15 protein-coding genes are annotated in these 18,586 nt (G+C 68.4%); 10 read left to right on the forward strand and 5 right to left on the reverse strand.

The window, feature by feature from the left end; genetic code table 11:
- Positions 1-40: 40 nt before the first annotated feature.
- Entirely contained in the window at positions 41-1,354 is a 1,314-nt protein-coding gene (locus tag B9N97_RS18790; protein WP_085089287.1) for a pentapeptide repeat-containing protein, read from the reverse strand.
- Between the two features lie 188 nt (positions 1,355-1,542).
- Here B9N97_RS18790 and phoU point away from each other — a divergent pair, with 188 nt between their 5' ends.
- Positions 1,543-2,262 (forward strand): phosphate signaling complex protein PhoU, encoded by a 720-nt coding sequence (gene phoU / locus B9N97_RS18795; protein ID WP_085090655.1) that lies wholly within the window; start codon positions 1,543-1,545, stop codon positions 2,260-2,262.
- Positions 2,263-2,538: 276 nt separating this feature from the next.
- Positions 2,539-4,767, forward strand: a complete 2,229-nt coding sequence (locus tag B9N97_RS18800; RefSeq protein ID WP_085089288.1) for an anthranilate synthase — start codon at positions 2,539-2,541, stop codon at positions 4,765-4,767.
- Positions 4,768-4,818: 51 nt separating this feature from the next.
- Here the strand turns inward: B9N97_RS18800 and B9N97_RS18805 are convergent, their stop codons facing one another.
- The gene (locus B9N97_RS18805) at positions 4,819-5,067 is read right to left on the reverse strand and encodes a DUF2312 domain-containing protein (protein ID WP_012973951.1); all 249 of its coding nucleotides are present in this window, start codon (positions 5,065-5,067) and stop codon (positions 4,819-4,821) included.
- A gap of 385 nt (positions 5,068-5,452) precedes the next feature.
- On the opposite strand from B9N97_RS18805, the gene B9N97_RS18810 reads away from it, so the two are divergent.
- The 8 genes from B9N97_RS18810 (at position 5,453) to B9N97_RS18840 (ending at position 11,853) form a co-directional block, all read left to right on the forward strand.
- Complete coding sequence (locus B9N97_RS18810; protein ID WP_085089289.1) at positions 5,453-6,601, forward strand: Re/Si-specific NAD(P)(+) transhydrogenase subunit alpha; 1,149 nt, start codon at positions 5,453-5,455, stop codon at positions 6,599-6,601.
- A 26-nt stretch (positions 6,602-6,627) separates the two neighbouring features.
- Positions 6,628-7,047 (forward strand): NAD(P) transhydrogenase subunit alpha part 2, encoded by a 420-nt coding sequence (locus tag B9N97_RS18815; protein WP_085089290.1) that lies wholly within the window; start codon positions 6,628-6,630, stop codon positions 7,045-7,047.
- 4 nt (positions 7,048-7,051) lie between these two features.
- On the forward strand, positions 7,052-8,446 hold the full coding sequence (locus tag B9N97_RS18820) for an NAD(P)(+) transhydrogenase (Re/Si-specific) subunit beta (RefSeq protein WP_085089291.1): 1,395 nt from the start codon (positions 7,052-7,054) through the stop codon (positions 8,444-8,446).
- Positions 8,447-8,544: 98 nt separating this feature from the next.
- On the forward strand, positions 8,545-8,832 hold the full coding sequence (locus tag B9N97_RS18825; RefSeq protein WP_085089292.1) for a DUF1330 domain-containing protein: 288 nt from the start codon (positions 8,545-8,547) through the stop codon (positions 8,830-8,832).
- 142 nt (positions 8,833-8,974) lie between these two features.
- Positions 8,975-9,103, forward strand: coding sequence for a hypothetical protein (locus tag B9N97_RS36785; RefSeq protein ID WP_280174793.1), 129 nt, complete (start codon positions 8,975-8,977; stop codon positions 9,101-9,103).
- A gap of 183 nt (positions 9,104-9,286) precedes the next feature.
- Entirely contained in the window at positions 9,287-10,315 is a 1,029-nt protein-coding gene (locus B9N97_RS18830; protein WP_085089293.1) for an ABC transporter substrate-binding protein, read from the forward strand.
- 12 nt (positions 10,316-10,327) lie between these two features.
- Positions 10,328-11,098 carry an ABC transporter permease gene (locus tag B9N97_RS18835; protein ID WP_413340217.1) on the forward strand — a complete coding sequence of 257 codons (771 nt, stop codon included), beginning with the start codon at positions 10,328-10,330 and terminating at the stop codon, positions 11,096-11,098.
- Complete coding sequence (locus B9N97_RS18840) at positions 11,086-11,853, forward strand: ABC transporter ATP-binding protein (protein ID WP_085089294.1); 768 nt, start codon at positions 11,086-11,088, stop codon at positions 11,851-11,853. Before B9N97_RS18835 ends, B9N97_RS18840 begins: the two co-directional genes overlap by 13 nt.
- Positions 11,854-11,864: 11 nt before the next feature.
- Here B9N97_RS18840 and B9N97_RS18845 read toward each other — a convergent pair whose 3' ends face one another.
- The 3 genes from B9N97_RS18845 to B9N97_RS18855 form a co-directional block, all read right to left on the reverse strand.
- The gene (locus tag B9N97_RS18845; protein WP_085089295.1) at positions 11,865-13,079 is read right to left on the reverse strand and encodes a threonine ammonia-lyase; all 1,215 of its coding nucleotides are present in this window, start codon (positions 13,077-13,079) and stop codon (positions 11,865-11,867) included.
- Positions 13,076-15,652: a penicillin acylase family protein gene (locus B9N97_RS18850; RefSeq protein ID WP_244560779.1), complete on the reverse strand. Its 2,577-nt coding sequence runs from the start codon at positions 15,650-15,652 to the stop codon at positions 13,076-13,078. The genes B9N97_RS18845 and B9N97_RS18850 overlap by 4 nt, the downstream gene beginning before the upstream one ends.
- Before the next feature lie 419 nt (positions 15,653-16,071).
- Positions 16,072-18,438, reverse strand: coding sequence for a hybrid sensor histidine kinase/response regulator (locus B9N97_RS18855; protein WP_085089297.1), 2,367 nt, complete (start codon positions 18,436-18,438; stop codon positions 16,072-16,074).
- Positions 18,439-18,586 lie beyond the last annotated feature (148 nt).

The raw sequence follows: 18,586 nt of genomic DNA on the forward strand, positions 1-18,586 counted from the left end.
GGCGGCCGTAGCTGCTACGGTGGATCAGATACCGCCCGGATCAATCGTCATCCGGATCCGGCGGGGGCGGCAGGCTGGCGCCGGTCAGGTTGGCGCCGGAGAACTTCGCGTCGCGGATGTTCGCGTCGCTCAGGATCGCCCCGGTCAGGTCGGCATTGCTGAAGTCGCAGTCCGACAGGTTGGCCCCGCGCAGGTTGGTGCGGACGCAGGAACTGCCGGTCAGCCGTGCGCCGGTCAGGTTCGCCGCCCACAGCCGTCCGGTCGGCTGGCCGTCAGGCCCCTTGATGTCGACCCAGCCGACTCCGGCGCCGTCCAGCCGCACCCCGTCCATGTTGGCCCCGCGCAGGTTGGCGCCGTCCAGGATCGCCGCGCTGAAGTCGGCGCCGGCCAGCACCGCTTCGGAGATGTCGCACATGATCAGCAGCGCCTCGCGCATCTTGGCGCCGCTGAGGTTGGCCCGCTTCAGGTTGGCGCCCGACAGGTTCACGCCGGTCAGGTCGATGTGGCTGAGGTCGGCGCCGGTCAGATCGGCCCGCGCCCCCATCGTGCCGTTGGTGTTGATCCAGGTGTAGTGGCTGTGCAGGGCCTGCTGGATCTGGACCGAGAAATTATCGGCCGAGCGGGCCAGATTGGCCCCGGTGGTGTCGGCCCCGGCCAGATCGGCGCCCTCCAGCTTCGCGCCCTGCAGGTCGGCGTTGCGCAGGTTGGCGCCGGCCAGCATCGCTCCGGTCAGGTTCGCGTCGCGCAGCACCGCGCCCTGCAGGTTCACGCCGGACAGGTTGCTGCCGCGCAGGTCGGCGCGGGCGAGATTGCAGCTCTTCATGCTGGCGCGCATCAGCGTGGCGCCGGTCAGCAGCGCGCCCTCGCAGTCGGCGCCGTTCATCGACACGTCGGTCAGGTCGGCGCCGGACAGATTGGCGTTGGTCAGCGACGCATCGTCGAAATCGGTTCCCGACAGGTCGGAGCGGACGAAGTCCAACCCCTTGCCGCCCTTGCCGCCCTGTCCGCCATACAGCAGGGCGCCGCCGCGCAGGTCGGCCTCGCGCAGGATGGCGCGCTTCATCTTGGCGCCGCGCATGTGGGCGCCGCGCAGGTCGGCGCGATACAGGTTGCAGCCGGACAGGTCCGCCTTCGTCAGATGGGCGGCGAACAGGTCGGCGGTGCTGAGATTGGCGTTGGACAGGTCGCAATGGGACAGGTTGGCGCCGGACAGCTTGCCCTGCGCCAGGTTCACCCCGGACAGGTTCGAGCCCTCCATGTTCGCCATGGTCAGGTTGGCGCGCGAACCGCCCGACTTGTTCTTCAGCCAGCGCTCGTGCTTTTCCAGCACGGCAACCAACTCGTGCGGTGTCATCGGTCCTGCCCGGTCTGCGTGGTTGCGTGGTCCATCGATAGACCAGTGTCCGTAAATAATCTATGCCAAAGGTTAAAGCCGCCTCCAGTGCCGAGGCGCCTTGGCGGGAGCGGTGCCCGGCCCCATCTGCGGGGCGACGGGCGCAGCACCGCCTGCAGCAGCGCAGTCATAAAGGGGAGTTGGGGATCATGTCGGGTGGACACACGCTTGCGGCTTTCGACACCGAACTGGCGGCCCTGCGCAGCGCCATCGACCGGATGGGCGAATTGGTGGAGCGGCAGGTCGGGCTGGCGCTCGATTCGCTGGCCGGCCCCGACGCCGAGATCGCGGGCGAGGTGCTGAAGGGCGATGCCGAGATCGACCGGCTGGAGATGGAGGTGGAGGCGATGACCGTCCGCCTTCTGGCCCTGCGCCAGCCGATGGCGAAGGACCTGCGCGAGATCGTCGCGGCGCTGAAGATCGCCTCGAACCTGGAGCGAATGGGCGATTTCGCCGGATCGGTCGCCAAGCGGGCGGTCACTCTGGCCACCCTGCCGGTGGCGCCGCCGGTCGCCTCGCTGGTCCGCATGGGCCGGATGGTGCAGGCGATGATCGGCGACATGCGCCGCGCCTATACCGAACAGGACGCCGACCTCGCCGCCGCCGTCCGCGACTGCGACGGGGAGGTCGATGCCGCCTACACCGCTCTGTTCCGTGAATTCCTGACCTACATGATGGAGACGCCGGCGCAGATCACCGGCTGCACCCACCTGCTGTTCGCCGCCAAGTCGATCGAGCGCATCGGCGACCATGCCACCAACGTGGCGGAGAACATCAGCTTCCTGGTCAAAGGCCGCCTGCCGTCCGACGAGCGCCGCAAGGAGGATCTCAGCAGCTATGCCGTCGCCCCGCCGCGCGAGGGCGCGTGACGGATAGGACTTGACAGACGCCCCAGCCCTGTGTTGCGGTTGCAGCCATGAACATGTCCTCGCCCCTCCTGTCGCAGCATTGGTGGTGGCCCGTCTCCCACGGGCCGGCCTGGCGACGCGCGTGAGCGTGAATTGAGAACGAAAGGCCGCCCGGTGCATCCGGAGCGGCCTTTTTCCTGACCCGATACAGCGGGTCGTCCAGCGGAAGAACGGACAGGCAGGCGGAAGCACCGGGCGGCGTCACCGACAAGACGCCCGAACCGGAGCACCGCCGTCATGATCCCGTCCCACCTGTTCCTTGCCGACCCCGCCTTCCTTGAACCCGTCGCCACCGTCACCGGCGGTGGTCTCGGTCTGCGCCGCACGGCCGAGCCAATGGCGATCGCCGAGTCGGTCGATGCGCTCGTCACCGCGCTCGACGAGCGGCGCGGCCTGCTGCTGTCCGGCGGGGTGGAGGCACCCGGCCGCTATCGCCGTCAGGCGCTGGGCTTCGTCGATCCGCCGCTGTCGGTGACGGCGCGAGGCCGCACCGTCCGCATCGACGCGCTGAACCCGCGCGGCCGGCTGCTGCTGCCCGCCGTCGCCCGCGCGCTGGACGGGCACGAGGCGCTGGTCGGGCTGGAGGTCACCGCCGGCCGCGTCACCGCCCTGGTGCGTCGCCCGGCCGGCGTCTTCGCCGAGGAGGAGCGCAGCCGCCAGCCCTCCGTCTTCAGCGTGCTGCGGGCGCTGATGGCGCTGTTCGCCTGTCCGGAGGAGCCGTTCCTGGGGCTCTACGGCGCCTTCGGCTACGATCTCGCATTCCAGTTCGAGACGATCCGGCGGCGGCTGGAGCGGCCGGACGACCAGCGCGATCTGGTGCTGTATCTGCCCGACCGGCTGCTGGTGGTCGACCATGCCGCCGGGGTGGCGCGGCGCTTCACCTATGAGTTCGTTGTCGATGGCGTCTCGACGGAAGGCTTCACCGGCGGCGGCAGGGCTCACGGCTACCGCCCCGACACCAATGCCGCCGCGGAGTGCGACCATGCGCCCGGCGAGTACCAGCAGGCGGTGCGGGCGGCGAAGGAGGCTTTCAACCGCGGCGACCTGTTCGAGGTGGTGCCGGGCCAGACCTTCGCCGAGCCCTGCGCCGACAGCCCGGCCACCATCTTCCGCCGCCTGCGCGCGTCCAACCCGGCACCCTACGAGGCGCTGATCAATCTGGGTGACGGCGAGTTCCTGGTCGCGGCCAGTCCGGAGATGTATGTGCGCGTCGGCGGCCGGCGGGTGGAGACCTGCCCGATCTCCGGCACCGTGGCGCGCGGGGGCGATGCGCTGGCCGATGCGTCGCAGATCCTGACCCTGCTGAACTCCGCCAAGGATGCGGCGGAGTTGACCATGTGCACCGATGTCGACCGCAACGACAAGGCGCGGGTGTGCGAGCCCGGCTCCGTCCGTGTGATTGGCCGCCGGATGATCGAGCTGTATTCCCGCCTGATCCACACCGTCGACCATGTGGAAGGACGGCTGCGCGAGGGCTTCGACGCGCTGGACGCCTTCCTCACCCACAGCTGGGCGGTGACGGTGACCGGTGCACCGAAGCGTTGGGCCATGCAGTTCCTGGAGGACACCGAACGGTCGCCGCGCCGCTGGTATGGCGGGGCCTTCGGCCGCATCGGCTTCGACGGTGGAATGGACACCGGGCTGACCCTGCGCACCATCCGCATGAAGGACGGCGTCGCCTTCGTCCGCGCCGGCGCCACCCTGCTGTCGGACAGCGATCCCGATGCGGAGGATGCGGAATGCCGGCTGAAGGCGTCGGCCTTCCTCGACGCGGTGCGCGGTGAGGGGACGCGTCTGTCGGTGGTCCAGGCCGGCGCGAGGCGGAGCGGGGAGGGCAGGCGGGTGCTGCTGGTCGATCATGACGACAGCTTCGTCCACACCCTGGCCGACTATTTCCGCCAGACCGGCGCCAGCGTGACGACGCTGCGCCATGCCCACGCCCGCGCCGCGTTGCGCGGCGACCCGCCCGACCTGCTGGTCCTGTCGCCGGGGCCGGGGCGGCCGGCCGATTTCGATGTCGGCGGCAGCGTGCAGGCGGCGCTCGACCTCGGCGTGCCGGTGTTCGGCGTCTGCCTGGGGCTGCAGGGGATGGCCGAGCATTTCGGCGCTGAACTGGAGCGCCTGCCGGAGCCGATGCACGGCAAGGCCTCGGCCCTGCGTCACCAGGGTGGCGGGCTGTTCGAAGGATTGCCGCAGGGGATGCGGGTGGGGCGCTACCACTCGCTGGTGGCGCATCGCGACAGCGTGCCGCCGGAACTGCGGGTGACGGCGGAGACCGAGGACGGGACGGTGATGGCGATCGAGCACCGGACGCTGCCGCTGGCCGCGGTGCAGTTCCATCCCGAATCGATCCTGACCTTGGACGGCGCCGCCGCGGGCGGTTCCGGTCTGGCGCTCGTCGCCAACGTGATGGAACGGCTGGCCGGGCGCGTCAGCAGGGTGCCCGAACGCGAAGCGGCGGCCTGAAGGGGCCGCCGCTGCGTGACTTCGATGGAAGGAGAGTGACGGGGAAACCCGTCACTCCACCATGCCCAGCGCTTCCTTGTAGAGCTCCAGGATGGCTTCCTGCTCCTGGCGGTCGGCCTTGTCCATCTTCCGCAGGCGGATGATCTGCCGGATGATCTTGGTGTCGAAACCGGTGCCCTTCGCCTCGGCGTAGACTTCCTTGATGTCTTCCTGCAGACCGCGCTTTTCCTCTTCGAGACGCTCGATGCGCTCGACAAAGGACTTCAGGCGATCCGCCGCGATGCCGCCGACGTCGGACATGGCAAAACCTCAAACGATGGGGGTGTTCGGGAACGGGGCGGGACAATATCGGCGGGCGGGGGGAATGGCAAGCCGGCGATGCGCCGCGGGCATGCACGGCAGAGGTCCGGCTGCGTCATCGCGTCGCGGCCATTCCTTCGTACAAGCGTGACCCTCGCCGGGATTTGAACAGCTCATGGCTGGTTTGTCTTATTGTATGAAACAATCGTACGATGGACCTACGCAGCCATTCCCTTTGTTGCGGCGCACCCAATAGGCTGGTATTACCATCGGTGGGTTCGGCTTCACAAAGACACAGGGATGCGGCATGTATGCGCGTCGTCTGGGCCGATAACCCATGGGGGATGCCGGGATCGGCGTATCTGAGGCAGGGGAGTTTTATCTAATGAAAGTCGCCATTCCAAAGGAGCGACGTGCGGGCGAACTTCGCGTGGCCGCCTCACCGGAAACGGTGAAGAAACTGAAGGGTTTGGGACTGGACGTGGTGGTGGAGAGCGGGGCCGGTCTCGGCTCCAGCATCACCGACGCGGCCTATGAGGCGGCGGGGGCGTCCATCGCCGCCGACGAGGCGTCGGCGCTGGCCGATGCCGACATCGTGCTGAAGGTGCAGCGCCCGCTGATCGCCGCCGAAGGTGGCGAGGACGAACTTTCGCTCATCCGCAAGGGCGCGCTGCTGTTCGCCATCCTCAACCCCCACAACAGCCGCGACCATGTGAAGGCCTACGCCGATGCCGGCGTGAACGCCTTCGCCATGGAGTTCATGCCGCGCATCACCCGCGCCCAGGTCATGGACGTGCTGTCCTCCCAGGCCAACCTCGCCGGCTACAAGGCCGTCGTCGATGCCGCTTCGGAATATGGCCGCGCCTTCCCGATGATGATGACCGCCGCCGGCACCGTGCCGCCGGCGCGCGCCTTCATCATGGGCGTCGGCGTCGCCGGCCTGCAGGCCATCGCCACCGCCAAGCGTCTCGGCGCCATCGTCTCGGCCACAGACGTGCGCCCGGCGGTGAAGGAGCAGGTGCAGTCGCTGGGCGGCAGCTTCGTCGCCGTCGAGAATGACGAGTTCAAACAGGCGGAGACCGCCGGCGGCTATGCCAAGGAGATGTCGGACGACTACAAGCGCCAGCAGGCCGCTCTGGTCGCCGAGCACATCAAGAAGCAGGACATCGTCATCACCACCGCGCTGATCCCCGGCCGCAAGGCGCCGATCCTGGTGACGGCGGAGCATGTCGCGTCGATGAAGCCGGGGTCGGTGATCATCGATCTGGCGGTGGAGCAGGGCGGCAACGTCGAGGGCGCCAAGCTGGGCGAGGTGGTGACCACGGCCAACGGCGTGAAGATCGTCGGCCACGCTAACTACGCCAGCCGCATTGCCGAGAGCGCCTCGCTCTTGTACGCCAAGAACCTGCTGGCGCTGCTGACGTCCTTGCATGGCAAGGAAACGGGCGTGACCGTCAACTGGGACGACGAGATCGTCAAGGCCATCGCGCTGACCCGCGACGGCGCCGTCGTCCACCCCGCCTTCGCCGGCTGACCGGGCGCCTGAGGAGACTTACCGCAATGGATCAGACCCAACTGTCCGCCCGTATTGCCGAGCTGAAGGCGAACCTCGCGGCGCTCGGCCAGCAGGCCGACCTGCTTGCCGCCCAGGTCGCCCATTCGGCCCAGCCGGTCGCGGAAGCCGCCGGCGGCCATGGCAGCTTCTTCGTCACCGGCCTGACGGTGCTCGTGCTGGCCTGCTTTGTCGGCTACTACGTCGTCTGGCGCGTCACCCCGGCCCTGCACTCGCCGCTGATGGCGGTGACCAACGCCGTGTCGTCGGTCATCATCGTCGGCGCCCTGATCGCCGCCGGACCGGCAGGGTTCGGCTTCTCCAAGGTCCTGGGCTTCCTCGCCGTCATCCTGGCGTCCGTCAACATCTTCGGCGGCTTCCTCGTGACCCAGCGCATGCTCTCCATGTTCAAGAAGAAGGGCAAGTAAGACCATGGAAACCTTGTCGGCCCTTCTCTACCTCATCGCCTCCATCTGCTTCATCATGGCGCTGCGCGGTCTGTCCAGCCCGGAGACCTCGCGCCAGGGCAACATCTACGGCATGGTCGGCATGACCATCGCCATCCTGACCACGCTGGCCTCGCCCATCGTCCAGTCCTATTGGATGATCGTGCTGGGCATCGCCATCGGCGGCGCCATCGGCTATGTGGTCGCCAAGAAGATCGAAATGACGGCGCTGCCGCAGCTGGTCGCCGCCTTCCACTCGCTGGTCGGTCTCGCCGCCGTCTTCGTGGCGCTCGCCGCCTTCTATTCGCCGGCGGCCTACGGCATCGGCCTGCCGGGCGCCATCGCCAAGGGCTCGCTGGTCGAGATGGCGCTGGGCACCGCCATCGGCGCCATCACCTTCACCGGCTCGCTGGTCGCCTTTGCCAAGCTGCAGGGGCTGGTCACCGGCAAGCCGCTGGTGTTCCCGATGCAGCATCCGCTGAACGCGGCGTTGGGCGTGCTGACCGTCATCCTGATCATCTGGCTGGTGCAGTCGAACTCGTCGGCCGCGATGTGGCTGATCGTGCTGGTGGCGCTGGCTCTCGGCTTCCTGCTGATCCTGCCGATCGGCGGCGCCGACATGCCGGTGGTGATCTCGATGCTGAACAGCTATTCGGGCTGGGCGGCCTGCGGCATCGGCTTCACCCTGCAGAACAACCTGCTGATCATCACCGGTGCGCTGGTGGGATCCTCGGGCGCGATCCTGTCCTACATCATGTGCAAGGGCATGAACCGCTCGATCTTCAACGTCATCCTCGGCGGCTTCGGCGGCGAGAGTGCCGCGGCGGGCGGTCCTGCCAAGGGGCCGCAGGGTTCGGTCAAGGCCGGCTCGGCCGAGGATGCCGCCTACATCATGAAGAACGCCCAGTCGGTCATCATCGTCCCCGGCTATGGCATGGCGGTTGCCCAGGCCCAGCATGCCCTGCGTGAGATGGCCGACGTGCTGAAGCACGAGGGCGTCGACGTGAAGTATGCCATCCATCCGGTGGCGGGCCGCATGCCCGGTCACATGAACGTGCTGCTGGCCGAGGCCAACGTGCCGTACGACGAGGTGTTCGAACTGGAGGACATCAACCGCGACTTCGGCACTGCCGACGTGGCCTTCGTCATCGGCGCCAACGACGTCACCAACCCGGCCGCCAAGACCGATCCGGCCAGCCCGATCTATGGCATGCCGATCCTGGATGTGGAGAAGGCCAAGACGGTGTTCTTCATCAAGCGCGGCATGGCCGCCGGTTACGCCGGTGTGGAGAACGAGCTGTTCTTCCGCCCCAACACCATGATGCTGTTCGGCGACGCCAAGAAGGTCACCGAAGAGGTCGTCAAGGCGATGGAAGCCTGACCGTCATTCAAAGCGTTTGACCGGGACGGGCGCGGGAGGCAAGGCTTCCCGCGCCCGTTTCTTTTGGGCCGAAAAACGACAAGAGAGGATGCCGAGCCATGACCGCCTACATCATCGCCGACGTGCGCGTGACCGACCCCGTCGCCTATGAGGTCTACAAGTCGCTGACCCCCGACGCGATCGCAAAGAACGGCGGACGCTTCATCAGCCGCGGCGGCGAGACGGCGGTGCTGGAGGGGGATTGGCAGCCCAACCGGATCGTCATCCTGGAGTTCCCGAACATGGCATCGGCCAAGGCCTTCTACGACAGCCCGGAATACCGCAAGGCGCGCGAGGCGCGTCGCAACGCCGCCGATTTCAAGATGATCGTGGTGGAAGGCCTGTAACGGACGGCCGGCGCCGTTACCGTCGGTTACACAACAGCGTCCGCGGGACACACCGCCGCAACACGGCACCGCTATCGCTTTCCGGCACCGAGAGACGGCGGCATATCCCCGCCGTCCTCCCCACAGTGACGGAAGTCAGGCCATGGACGATGACGATCTCTGCGAACCGTTCGATTCGCACCTCACGCTCTGGACACGCATTGCGGTGGCGATCCTGTTGGTGGGGTTATCACTCTGCGGTGTGTCGCTCTATCTGCTGACGGAGAGCTGAGGCCGTACCGTCCGAGCCGCGCCGAACCCACAATTTCTGCGGCTTTCCGGCGGTCGCCGATGCGGTAACAACAAAATACTTTTGTGTTATATTGAATTCCCGTTTCCAGTTATGTGGAAATCGCTCTTCTCCATCCGCGCAATCGTGCTAAATAGCCTCGGAACCTTAGCCGAGGACGATCCGATGCTCCGCCTGACCCGTCGCTCCACCCTTGCCGCCCTGATCGCCCTTGGCACGGCTGCCGCCGCCATGCCCGGCACCGTGCGCGCCGCCGATCCGGTGAAGCTGGAAATCGGCTACATCCCGATCCTCGCGGCATCGCCGCTGTTCATCGTCGATGGGCAGGGCTGGGCCAAGGATGCTGGGATCACGCTGAAGCTGACCCGCTTCGAATCCGGCCCACATGCCATCCAGGCGATGGCCGCCGGCCAGATCGACCTGCTCTATGCCGGCGTCGCGCCGGTCCTGGTCGCCCGCACCAAGGGCGCCGACATATCGGTCATCGCCAATTCGGCGGTGGAAGAGATGGTGGTCGCCGCGCGCGGTCCCTTCGCCAAGGCGGTGGGCGCCAACCCGACAGCGGAGTCCTTCAAGAAGTTCGCCGCCGACACCGGCCGGAAGCCGAAGATCGGCACCCAGCCGCCGGGCTCGGTCCCCGACACCGTGCTGAAGCATTGGCTGTTCAAGGTGGTGAAGGTCGATCCCGCCGATGTCGAGCTGGTGCCGATGGGCATCGAGAAGACGCAGCAGGCCCTGCTGGCCGGCGCGCTCGACGCCGCCACCATCCGCGAACCGACGGTGACCGTCACCCAGCAGATGGACCCGAATGTCGTGCTGGTCGCCACCGGCGCCCAGATGTTCCCCGACCAGCCCGGAACCGTGGTGTCCGCCCGCGCGGAGGTGCTGAAGAAGAACCCCGACGCCATCAAGGCGCTGGTCAAGGCCCACATCCGCGCCGTCGACATGATCGCCAAGGACCCGGCCGCGTCGGCCAAGCTGGTGAACAACTATCTCGGCAAGGGCCTGATGGAGCCGGCGACGCTGGAAGCCGCCTTCAAGGGCCCCGGCTCCAAGTTCGTCGCCGATCCGCATTCGGTCGTGCCGGCGGTGGAAAAGATGATGGCCTTCACCAAGGAGATCGGTTCGGCCGGCGAGACCATTCCGGTGGCCGAGGCCTTCGATTTCAGCTTCTACGACGCCGTCGCCAAGTAAGCCGGCCGACCGATGCAGACCGACAAGCCGATGAAGTCCTATCAGAAAGTCGCCCTATCGGCGCTGGGCGTGCTCGTCTTCCTGCTGGCGTGGGAAGCGGTGGCGCGCAGCGGCGTCGTGCCGGCCCGACTGCTGCCGTCGCCGAGCGCGGTGCCCGCCGCCTTCCTGACCGAGTTCAAGAGCGGCACTTGGCAGGAGATGGTGCTGGCCAGCCTGTCGCACTATCTGGTCGGGCTGTCGCTGGGCACCTTCCTCGGCGTGTCGTTCGGCACGGCGGCGGCGCTGTGGGGCAAGTGGGACGCCTTCCAGGCCTGGGTCGTGCGCATGCTGCGCCCGATCCCGGCCATCGCCTGGATCCCCTTCGCCATCATCTGGTTCGGCGTCAGCGAGGGGGCCGCGTCCTTCCTGATCTCGCTGACGGTGTTCTGGATCAACTATTACGCCAGCTACGCCGCGGTGCGCGGGGTGGACAAGGACCTGATCGAGCTTGGCCATGCCTTCGGGCAGGGCGGGCTGATCCCGCGCCTGTTCAAGATCATCCTGCCGGGCGCCCTGCCGGGCATCCTGTCGGGCATGCGCGCCGGGTTGGGGCAGGGCTGGATGACGGTGGTCGCGGCCGAGCTGTTCGGCATCTCCGGCCTCGGCATGCGGATGATGGAGGCGTCGGGCCTGCTGGCCACCCACATCGTCGTGCTCTACATGGTCACCATCGCGCTGCTCTATGGCGTATCGGATTTCCTGTTCATGCAAGTTCAGTCGCGGGTGCTCTCATGGCAGCGGTGATCCTTTCCAAGACCGCCGCCACGTCGGTCATCGACCTCGAGGATGTGTCCATCGGCTACGGCAAGGACGCTCCGCCGGTGCTGGTCGACGTCAACCTGTCGGTCGAGCGCGGCAGCTTCGTCGCTATCGTCGGCCCGTCCGGCGTCGGCAAGTCGACGCTGCTGCGTGTCGTCGCTGGACTGCACGCCGCACGCAGCGGTGGCGTCACCATCCACCAGGACCAGCGCCCCGGCCACCGCCCGGTCGGGCTGGTGTTCCAGGACTCCCGCCTGCTGCCCTGGCGTCGGGTGATCCGCAATGTGGAGTTCGGGCTGGAGGGACTGCCGGTCAGCCGCGACGAGCGGCGCCAGCGCGCCGAGGCCGCGCTGAAGCTGGTGCGGCTCGACGGCTATGCCCGCCGCTGGCCCTACGAACTGTCGGGCGGCCAGCGCCAGCGCATCGGCATCGCCCGCGCCATGGCGGTGGACCCGGACATCCTGCTGATGGACGAGCCGTTCGGCGCGCTCGACGCCATCACCCGCCACAATCTGCAGGACGAGCTTCGCCGCATCCATCAGGAAACCGGCAAGACGGTGCTGTTCGTCACCCACGATCTGGAAGAGGCGGTGCATCTGGCCGACCGCATCATCGTGCTGGGCGGCACCCCGGCCCGCGTGGTGCGCGACGTGCGCAACAGCGCCGGCCGGGACGGCTCGGTGTTCCGCGATCAGGTGGAACAGCTGCGGTCGGAGATCGCGGACAATTACAGCATCTGAGGGGTGGGGCTTTACCCCACCTCCACCATCAGGTTCGTCGGATAGCCCGCATCCCTCATCCGGGTCATCAGCGCCTCGACATGGGTCTGGTTGCGGGTTTCCAGCACCACGTCTACCTCGGCCATCTTCACCGGCACATTGTGGAACAGGCGCTGGTGGTGCACCTCGACGATGTTCGCCCCGGCCTCGCCCAGCAGGCGGGTGACGCGGGCCAGCGCGCCGGGGGCGTCGGTGATGCCGATGCGCAGGCGGACGATCCGCCCCTCATAGACCAGACCGCGCATCAGCACCTGCGCCATGATGCGGGAATCGATGTTGCCGCCGGACAGCACCATGCCGACCTTGCGGCCGCGGTAGCGCTCCGGCTCCTCCAGAATGGCGGCGAGCGCCGCGGCGCCGGCCCCTTCGGCGACCAGCTTCTGCACGGTGGCGAGGCGGTAGACCGCTTCCTCCAGCCGGGCCTCGCCCACCTCCACCACATCGTCGACCAAGGCGCGGATGATCGGCAGGGTCAGGGCGCCGGGGGCCTTCACCGCGATGCCCTCCGCCACCGTGGCGCCGCCGCAGGTGATCGGCTGTCCCGCCAGCGCCTGCCGCACGGCGGGATAGAGGCTGCACTGCACGCCGACGATCTCCAGGTCCGGCCGCAGCGCCTTGGCCGCCGTCGCCATGCCGGCGATCAGCCCGCCGCCGCCGATCGGAATCACCAGCACGTCGAGGTCGGGCACATCCTCCAGCAGTTCCAGCGCGGTGGTGCCCTGGCCGGCGGCGACCAGCGGGTCGTCGTAGGGGTGGACGAAGATCAGCCCGTCGCGCGCCGCCAGATCATGGGCGAAGGCGGCGGCCTCGCTCAGCGTCTCGCCATGCAGTTCGACGGTGGCGCCGAGATTCTCCGTCCGCTCCACCTTGGTGAAGGGAGTGAAGGCGGGCATGACGATGGTGGAGCGGATGCCCAGCCGCGTGGCGTGGCAGGCCACCGCCTGGGCATGGTTGCCGGCGGACATGGCGATGACGCCGGCTTGGCGCTCCGCCTCGCCCAGCGACAGCAGCTTGTTAAGCGCGCCGCGCTCCTTGAAGGAGCTGGTGGCGTGCTGGTTCTCCAGCTTCACATGCAGCCGGCACCCCGCCATGTCCCCCAGGCGGGGCGCCGGAACCGTGGGCGTCCGGGGCAGGTGCCCCGCGATGCGCGCCGCCGCGGCGCGCACGTCCTCCAGAGTGATGGTCATTTCTTGGCTGTCCCGGTGTTGCGTGGTGTGAGTGTCAGCACCTCCGCCCCTGCCGAGAGCAACGTGCCACGGTCGCCGGCCAGACGCAATGAGCCGCCGTCGCGCCACAGCCCGACCAGATCGCCCCAATGGCGGGACCAGATGTTGCCGGATTGCCCGGTGGCGATCACGAAGCGGGAATTGTCCAGGTCGGCCAGATCATAGACCGCGCGGAACCCGGCGCCATGGACATGGCGGAAGGGGTTCGCCGGATCGCGGGTCGAGGTCGTCCCGCGGTTGACGGTGAAGAAGCCGCCGTCGGTTTCCACCGACAGGTCGGCGGTGCCGCCGATCAGCGGCAGGCGGCTCAGCATCCGGTGGACCAGCGCCGCCTTGTGGTCGTCGCCCCAGCGCCAGCTTTTCGGGCTGGAGCCGTGACGCTCGGCAAGCATCGCAACCGAGGCCTCCAGCGACCGGCCGATCATGTCGGCGCAGCTTTCCTTCTGCGGCGTGGTGACGTCGTCGCACCACTCCGGCCGTTCGTCCAGGACATGGCGCAAGGCCTCCGGCCGCAGTTCCCAGTAGGACGCGAAATCGGGGCCGAGTTCGTCGGCGAACACCGCCCGCACCAGCTCGCGCATCCAGGCGGTGAAGATCAGCGGCTCCGGCCTGTTGCGGTCCATGCGGCCGTCCCAGCTGCGCAGAAGCGCCGCCGCGTCGCTGGCGAGGCCGGGCGGGGACGGGTATTTCAGCAGTTCGGGCAGGAAGTCGCGGGCCGGCAGCGAGACGATGTCCATCTGCTGGCGCGCAACATCCTCGACGGAAAAACGCCCGGTGCCCAGCATCTCGACGATGCGCTTGGCACGCGACGGATCGGGCCATTCGGTGGCGAGTCGATAGGGATAGTCGTGCCCGACCACCGCGTTGTTGGCGTTGACGAACTGCCCCGACGGCGGGTTCACCGACTGCGGCAGGGCGTAGTAGGGCAGAAAGCCGGTCCAGTCATACTCGCCGGTCCAGCCGGGAACCGGCACGCGCCCATCGCCCTTGCGGCGGATCGGCACCCGGCCGGCGGAGATGAAGCCGACGGTGCCGCCCACATCCGCATAGACGATGTTCTGTTGCGGGGCGACATGCAGGCGCAGCGCCTCGCGGGCCGCCTCCGCCGTTTCCGCATGGTTCAGGCGGTAGAGCGCCTCCGCGCTGGTGTCGTCGTCGGCAAGGCCGGGGAAGGACAGAGACAGCACCGGGCCGGGCGCAGTGCCGGCGGGCGCAGCATCGAGGTCGGAGATGACCGGACCATGGCGCGTGCTGCGCACGGTCAGCGTCTGCGACTGCTCGCCGGCGATGGCGATGGTCTCGGCGTGCGTCTCGAAGGGCTGGCTGCCGTCGGGGGTCAGGTAGCGGGCGGGATCCTGCGGATCCGGCTTCTCGACGAACAGATCCTGGGTGTCGCTGTGGGTGGTGGTGAAGCCCCAGGCGACCTTGCCGTTGTGGCCGAGGATGGTCAGCGGCACGCCCGGCACGGTGGCGCCGGTGACGGTGAGGTCGGGCGTCACGATGCGGGTGAGATACCAGAGGATCGGCGCTTCCAGCCCGAGATGCGGGTCGTTGGCGAGGATCGGCTTGCCGGTGGTGGTGCGGGCGCCGGTCAGGACCCATTCGTTTGACGCAGTGTCGAAACCCATTTGCGGCAGGGCCGCCAGGGTGCGGCGCACCGTCTCCCGCAAATCCATGCCGCGAAGGTCGGTCGCCAGCGTGGTGGGCGCGCCGGGGGCGTCGGGCGGGAACAGGTCGTCGACCTGGGTCGGCGACAGCCGTTCCAGCACGCGGGAGCGGAACAGCTCGTCACGATAGTTGGCGGACAGTTGCAGCGCCATCAGCTTGGCCCACACCAGACTGTCGGCGACCGTCCAGGGCTCCGGCGTGTGGCGCAGAAGCTGGAATTCGACCGGCAGCGCCTCCGACCGCGTGGCGAGATAGGCGTTCACGCCCTCGGCATAGGCCTCGAAGGCGGTGCGGGCCTCCGGCGACAGGGTGGCTTCCATCGCCTCTGCCGAGCGGCGGACGCCGAGCGTGCGCATCAACCGGTCGGTGCGGAGCGCGAAGTCGCCGTATTTGATGCCGATCAGCTCGGCCAGCCGGCCGGCGCCGGCGCGGCGCATCGTCTCCATCTGCCACAGCCGGTCCTGGGCGTGGGCATAGCCCAGCGCGCGGTAGGCGTCGCGCTCCGTCGCCGCGAAGATATGGACCACACCTTGGCGGTCGCGGACGATCTCCGCCGGGGCGCCGCTGCCGGGGATGGCTATGGTGCCGCTGGTCTGCGGCTGCTGCGCCCGCATCCACCAATAGGCGCCGAACAGCGTCACCGGGGGCAGCAGGACCAGCACGCCCGCGACGACCGCCACCTTGCCCCAGCGTCCGCGCGGCAGGCGCAACCGCGGGCGTCCCGGCGGTCGGCCGGAAGGCGCGGTTTGGGGTGGATACTGCGGTGGTGGGGCGTAGGGAGGAACCGCTTGCGGCGGCTGCACGCCATAGGGCGGCGCCGGCTGCTGCGGATAGGGATAGGGCTGGCCGGGCGGTTGCGCACCCATTGGAGGGGGCGCGGGGAGATGGGTGCCCGGCGGGTAGGCGTTGGGCGGGAACCCGTCAGGCGGATAGACCGGCTGCTGCGGAGGCTGCGGATAAGGCGCGCCGGGATAGGGGGCGCCAGGGTACTGGACCGGCTGTTGCTGCGGAGGGACCGGGTAGCCGTCATAAGGAGGTGCGGCGGGCGGTGCCGCAGGAGGGGCAGGGCGGGACAGCGCACGCGCCAGGGCGGCACGGAGATGGAAAGCGCAGGTCTCACCGGCGCGGATCAAGGAACGGCGCAGCATCACGGTCCGTGAGAGAAATGGGGCGGCGACGGGCGGGGGCCGCCGGGGGGCTCGTTCGGGTGGCGGATGCTAGTCCCCCTGCCGCCGGCCCGTCCAGGGTTGCTTCGGTGGAGTCGGGTGGTTTTTCGTCGCCCGGCCTACGCAGCGGCGTTCAGGATCTCGCGCAGCATCGGGGCGGACACCGGCTTGTGGATCAGGCGGTGACCGCTGCGCTGCACCTCGGCGATGCGGGCGGGATCGGTATCGCCGGTCAGCACCACGGCGGGGACACGCACGCCGCAGACGCCGTAGATATCGCGGATCGCCTCCACCCCCGTCCGGCCTTCGCGCAGGCGATAGTCGGCGACGATCATCGCCGGCTGCCTGCCGAGATTCAGCAGCGACGCGATCGCCTCGTCGGCCGAAACGGCGGCGACCACCTCGTATCCCCATTCCTCCAGCATCGCCCGCATGCTGAGCAGGATGATGGTGTCATCGTCGACGATGACGATCAGCCCCTTGGCGTCCGGCAGTTCGGCCGGGCTGCGCACCGGCTTCGGAATCGGGCGCGGCACCGCCGCCGGCAGGTCGAGGAAGAAGCCGCTGCCACGGCCAGGCGTGGACCGCACCGCCACCCCATGCTCGAGCAGCCCGGCCAGCCGCCGCACGATGGCCAGTCCCAGGCCCAGGCCCTTGCGCCGGTCGCGCTCCGGATTGGCGAGCTGGGTGAACTCCTGGAAGATGTCTTCCGTCCGGTCGCCGGGGATGCCGATGCCCTGGTCGATCACCGCGAGCCGCAGAGATCCGCCGCGGTGCAGGCAGCCGACCAGGATATGGCCGCGCTCGGTGTAGCGGATGGCGTTCTCGATCAGGTTGCGCAGGATGCGCTCCAGCAGGGCGGGGTCGCTGCTGGTCCAGGCGGAGGTCGGGACATGGCGCAGGGTCAGTCCGGATTCGGTGGCGCGGATGCGGTATTCCTCGGCCAGCCGGTCCAGCAGGGGTCCGAGCGCGAAATCGGTGACGCTGGGTTTCACCACCCCGGCATCGAGCCGCGACACGTCCAGCAGGCTGTCCAGCATCACCCGGAGGCCGTTCAGCGAATCGGTCATGCTGGCCAGCAACGGTGACGTGGGGTGGTCCTGCAGCTTGTCCGATAACGCGTGGGCGAAGAAGAACAGCGACTGCAGCGGCTGGCGCAGGTCGTGGCTGGCGGCGGCGAGGAACTTGGTCTTGGCGCGGTCGGCCCGCTGGGCCTCGTCGCGGGCTTGGACCGCCTCGACCCTCGCCGCCTCCGCCTCGTCGCGGGCGCGCAGGATCGCGTCCTCGGCGGCCTTGCGGGCGGTGATGTCGCGCATGATGCCGGTGTACATGCGGCGCTTGCCGACATGCCATTCGCCGACCGACAGGTCGAGCGGGAAGGTGGAGCCGTCCTTGCGCAGCCCTTCCACCTCGCGGCCGATTCCGACGATCCGCCGCTCTCCCGTCCGGTGGTAGCGGTCGAGATAGCCGTCATGGGCGCTCCGGTACGGCTCCGGCATCAGCATGTTGACGTTGCGGCCGATCACCTCCTCGGCGCGATAGCCGAAGGTTTTCTCCGCCGCATGGTTGAAGGATTCGACGGTGCCCTGGTCGTTGATCAGGACGATGGGGTCGACCGCGGTGTCGACGATGGCGCGATAGCGCGCCTCCTGCTCCGCCGTCCGTTCCGCCTGCTGCCGGCGGTCCAGTAAAGACGACAGCATCGCCAGCGAGAGCAGAAGCAGCGTGCCCACCCCGGTCATGATCGCCAGCAGCGGGGGGGACAGCGCCATCCGCTGCCCGGAGGCGGTCGTCGCATGGGCCGGCATGGTGTGGTAAGGGCCCATGCTGTCGAGCGTTGCGGTGCCCGCCTCGGTTATCGGCTCCATCCCGGCCGCGGCCATGCCGGTGTAGTGCATCGTCACCACGCCCATGCCCAGCAGAACGGCACCGGCGGCCCGCTGCAGCGGGCGCTGGGTCCGGAAGGCCAGCCACAAGGCCGCGGTGGAGGCGACGATGGCGACGGCGACAGAGACGGCGACCAGAACGGCGTCGTAGGACAGCTCCATATCCATTTGCATGCCCGCCATCCCCACATAATGCATGCTGACGATGCCCAGCCCCGTCAGCGTTCCCGCCACCGGCAGGGTGTAGCGGCGCGGGCGGTTGCGGGCGACGGCGAACAGGCCGGCACCCGAAACGGCGACCGCCAGCACGAAGGACAAAGCGGTGAGCCCGGCGTCGTAGCTGATCGGTATGTCGCTGCGATAGGCGAGCATGCCGATGAAGTGCATCGACCATATCCCGGCCCCAAGGGCCAGCGCCGCACTCATCAGCCGCCGGCCATTGCCCGGACCGCCGCCGGCGCCGTCGCGGCGGGGATGCGTGATGGTGGGGTGGGCCGTGCCGTTGCCGGTGTGATGGGCGAGATCCAGAGCCACATAACCGCCGAACACGGCGATTACGTATGAGAGTGCGACGAGGAGGGGATCGTAATGGCCGGGCACGGTGGGCTTTGCTGTTGTGGGACTACGTTCGGGGATGGAGCAGACCTGATCGTGTGTGTACAGGAACAATTTGGGTGAAGGTGCCAGCCCCTTCCGTCAAACGAAAGGCTCGCCTTGGTGGTAGACAGGGACCTAGGACCTCCGTCGG

The sequence above is a fragment of the Azospirillum oryzae genome (assembly GCF_900177515.1).
GTDB classification, from domain to species: Bacteria; Pseudomonadota; Alphaproteobacteria; order Azospirillales; family Azospirillaceae; genus Azospirillum; species Azospirillum oryzae_A.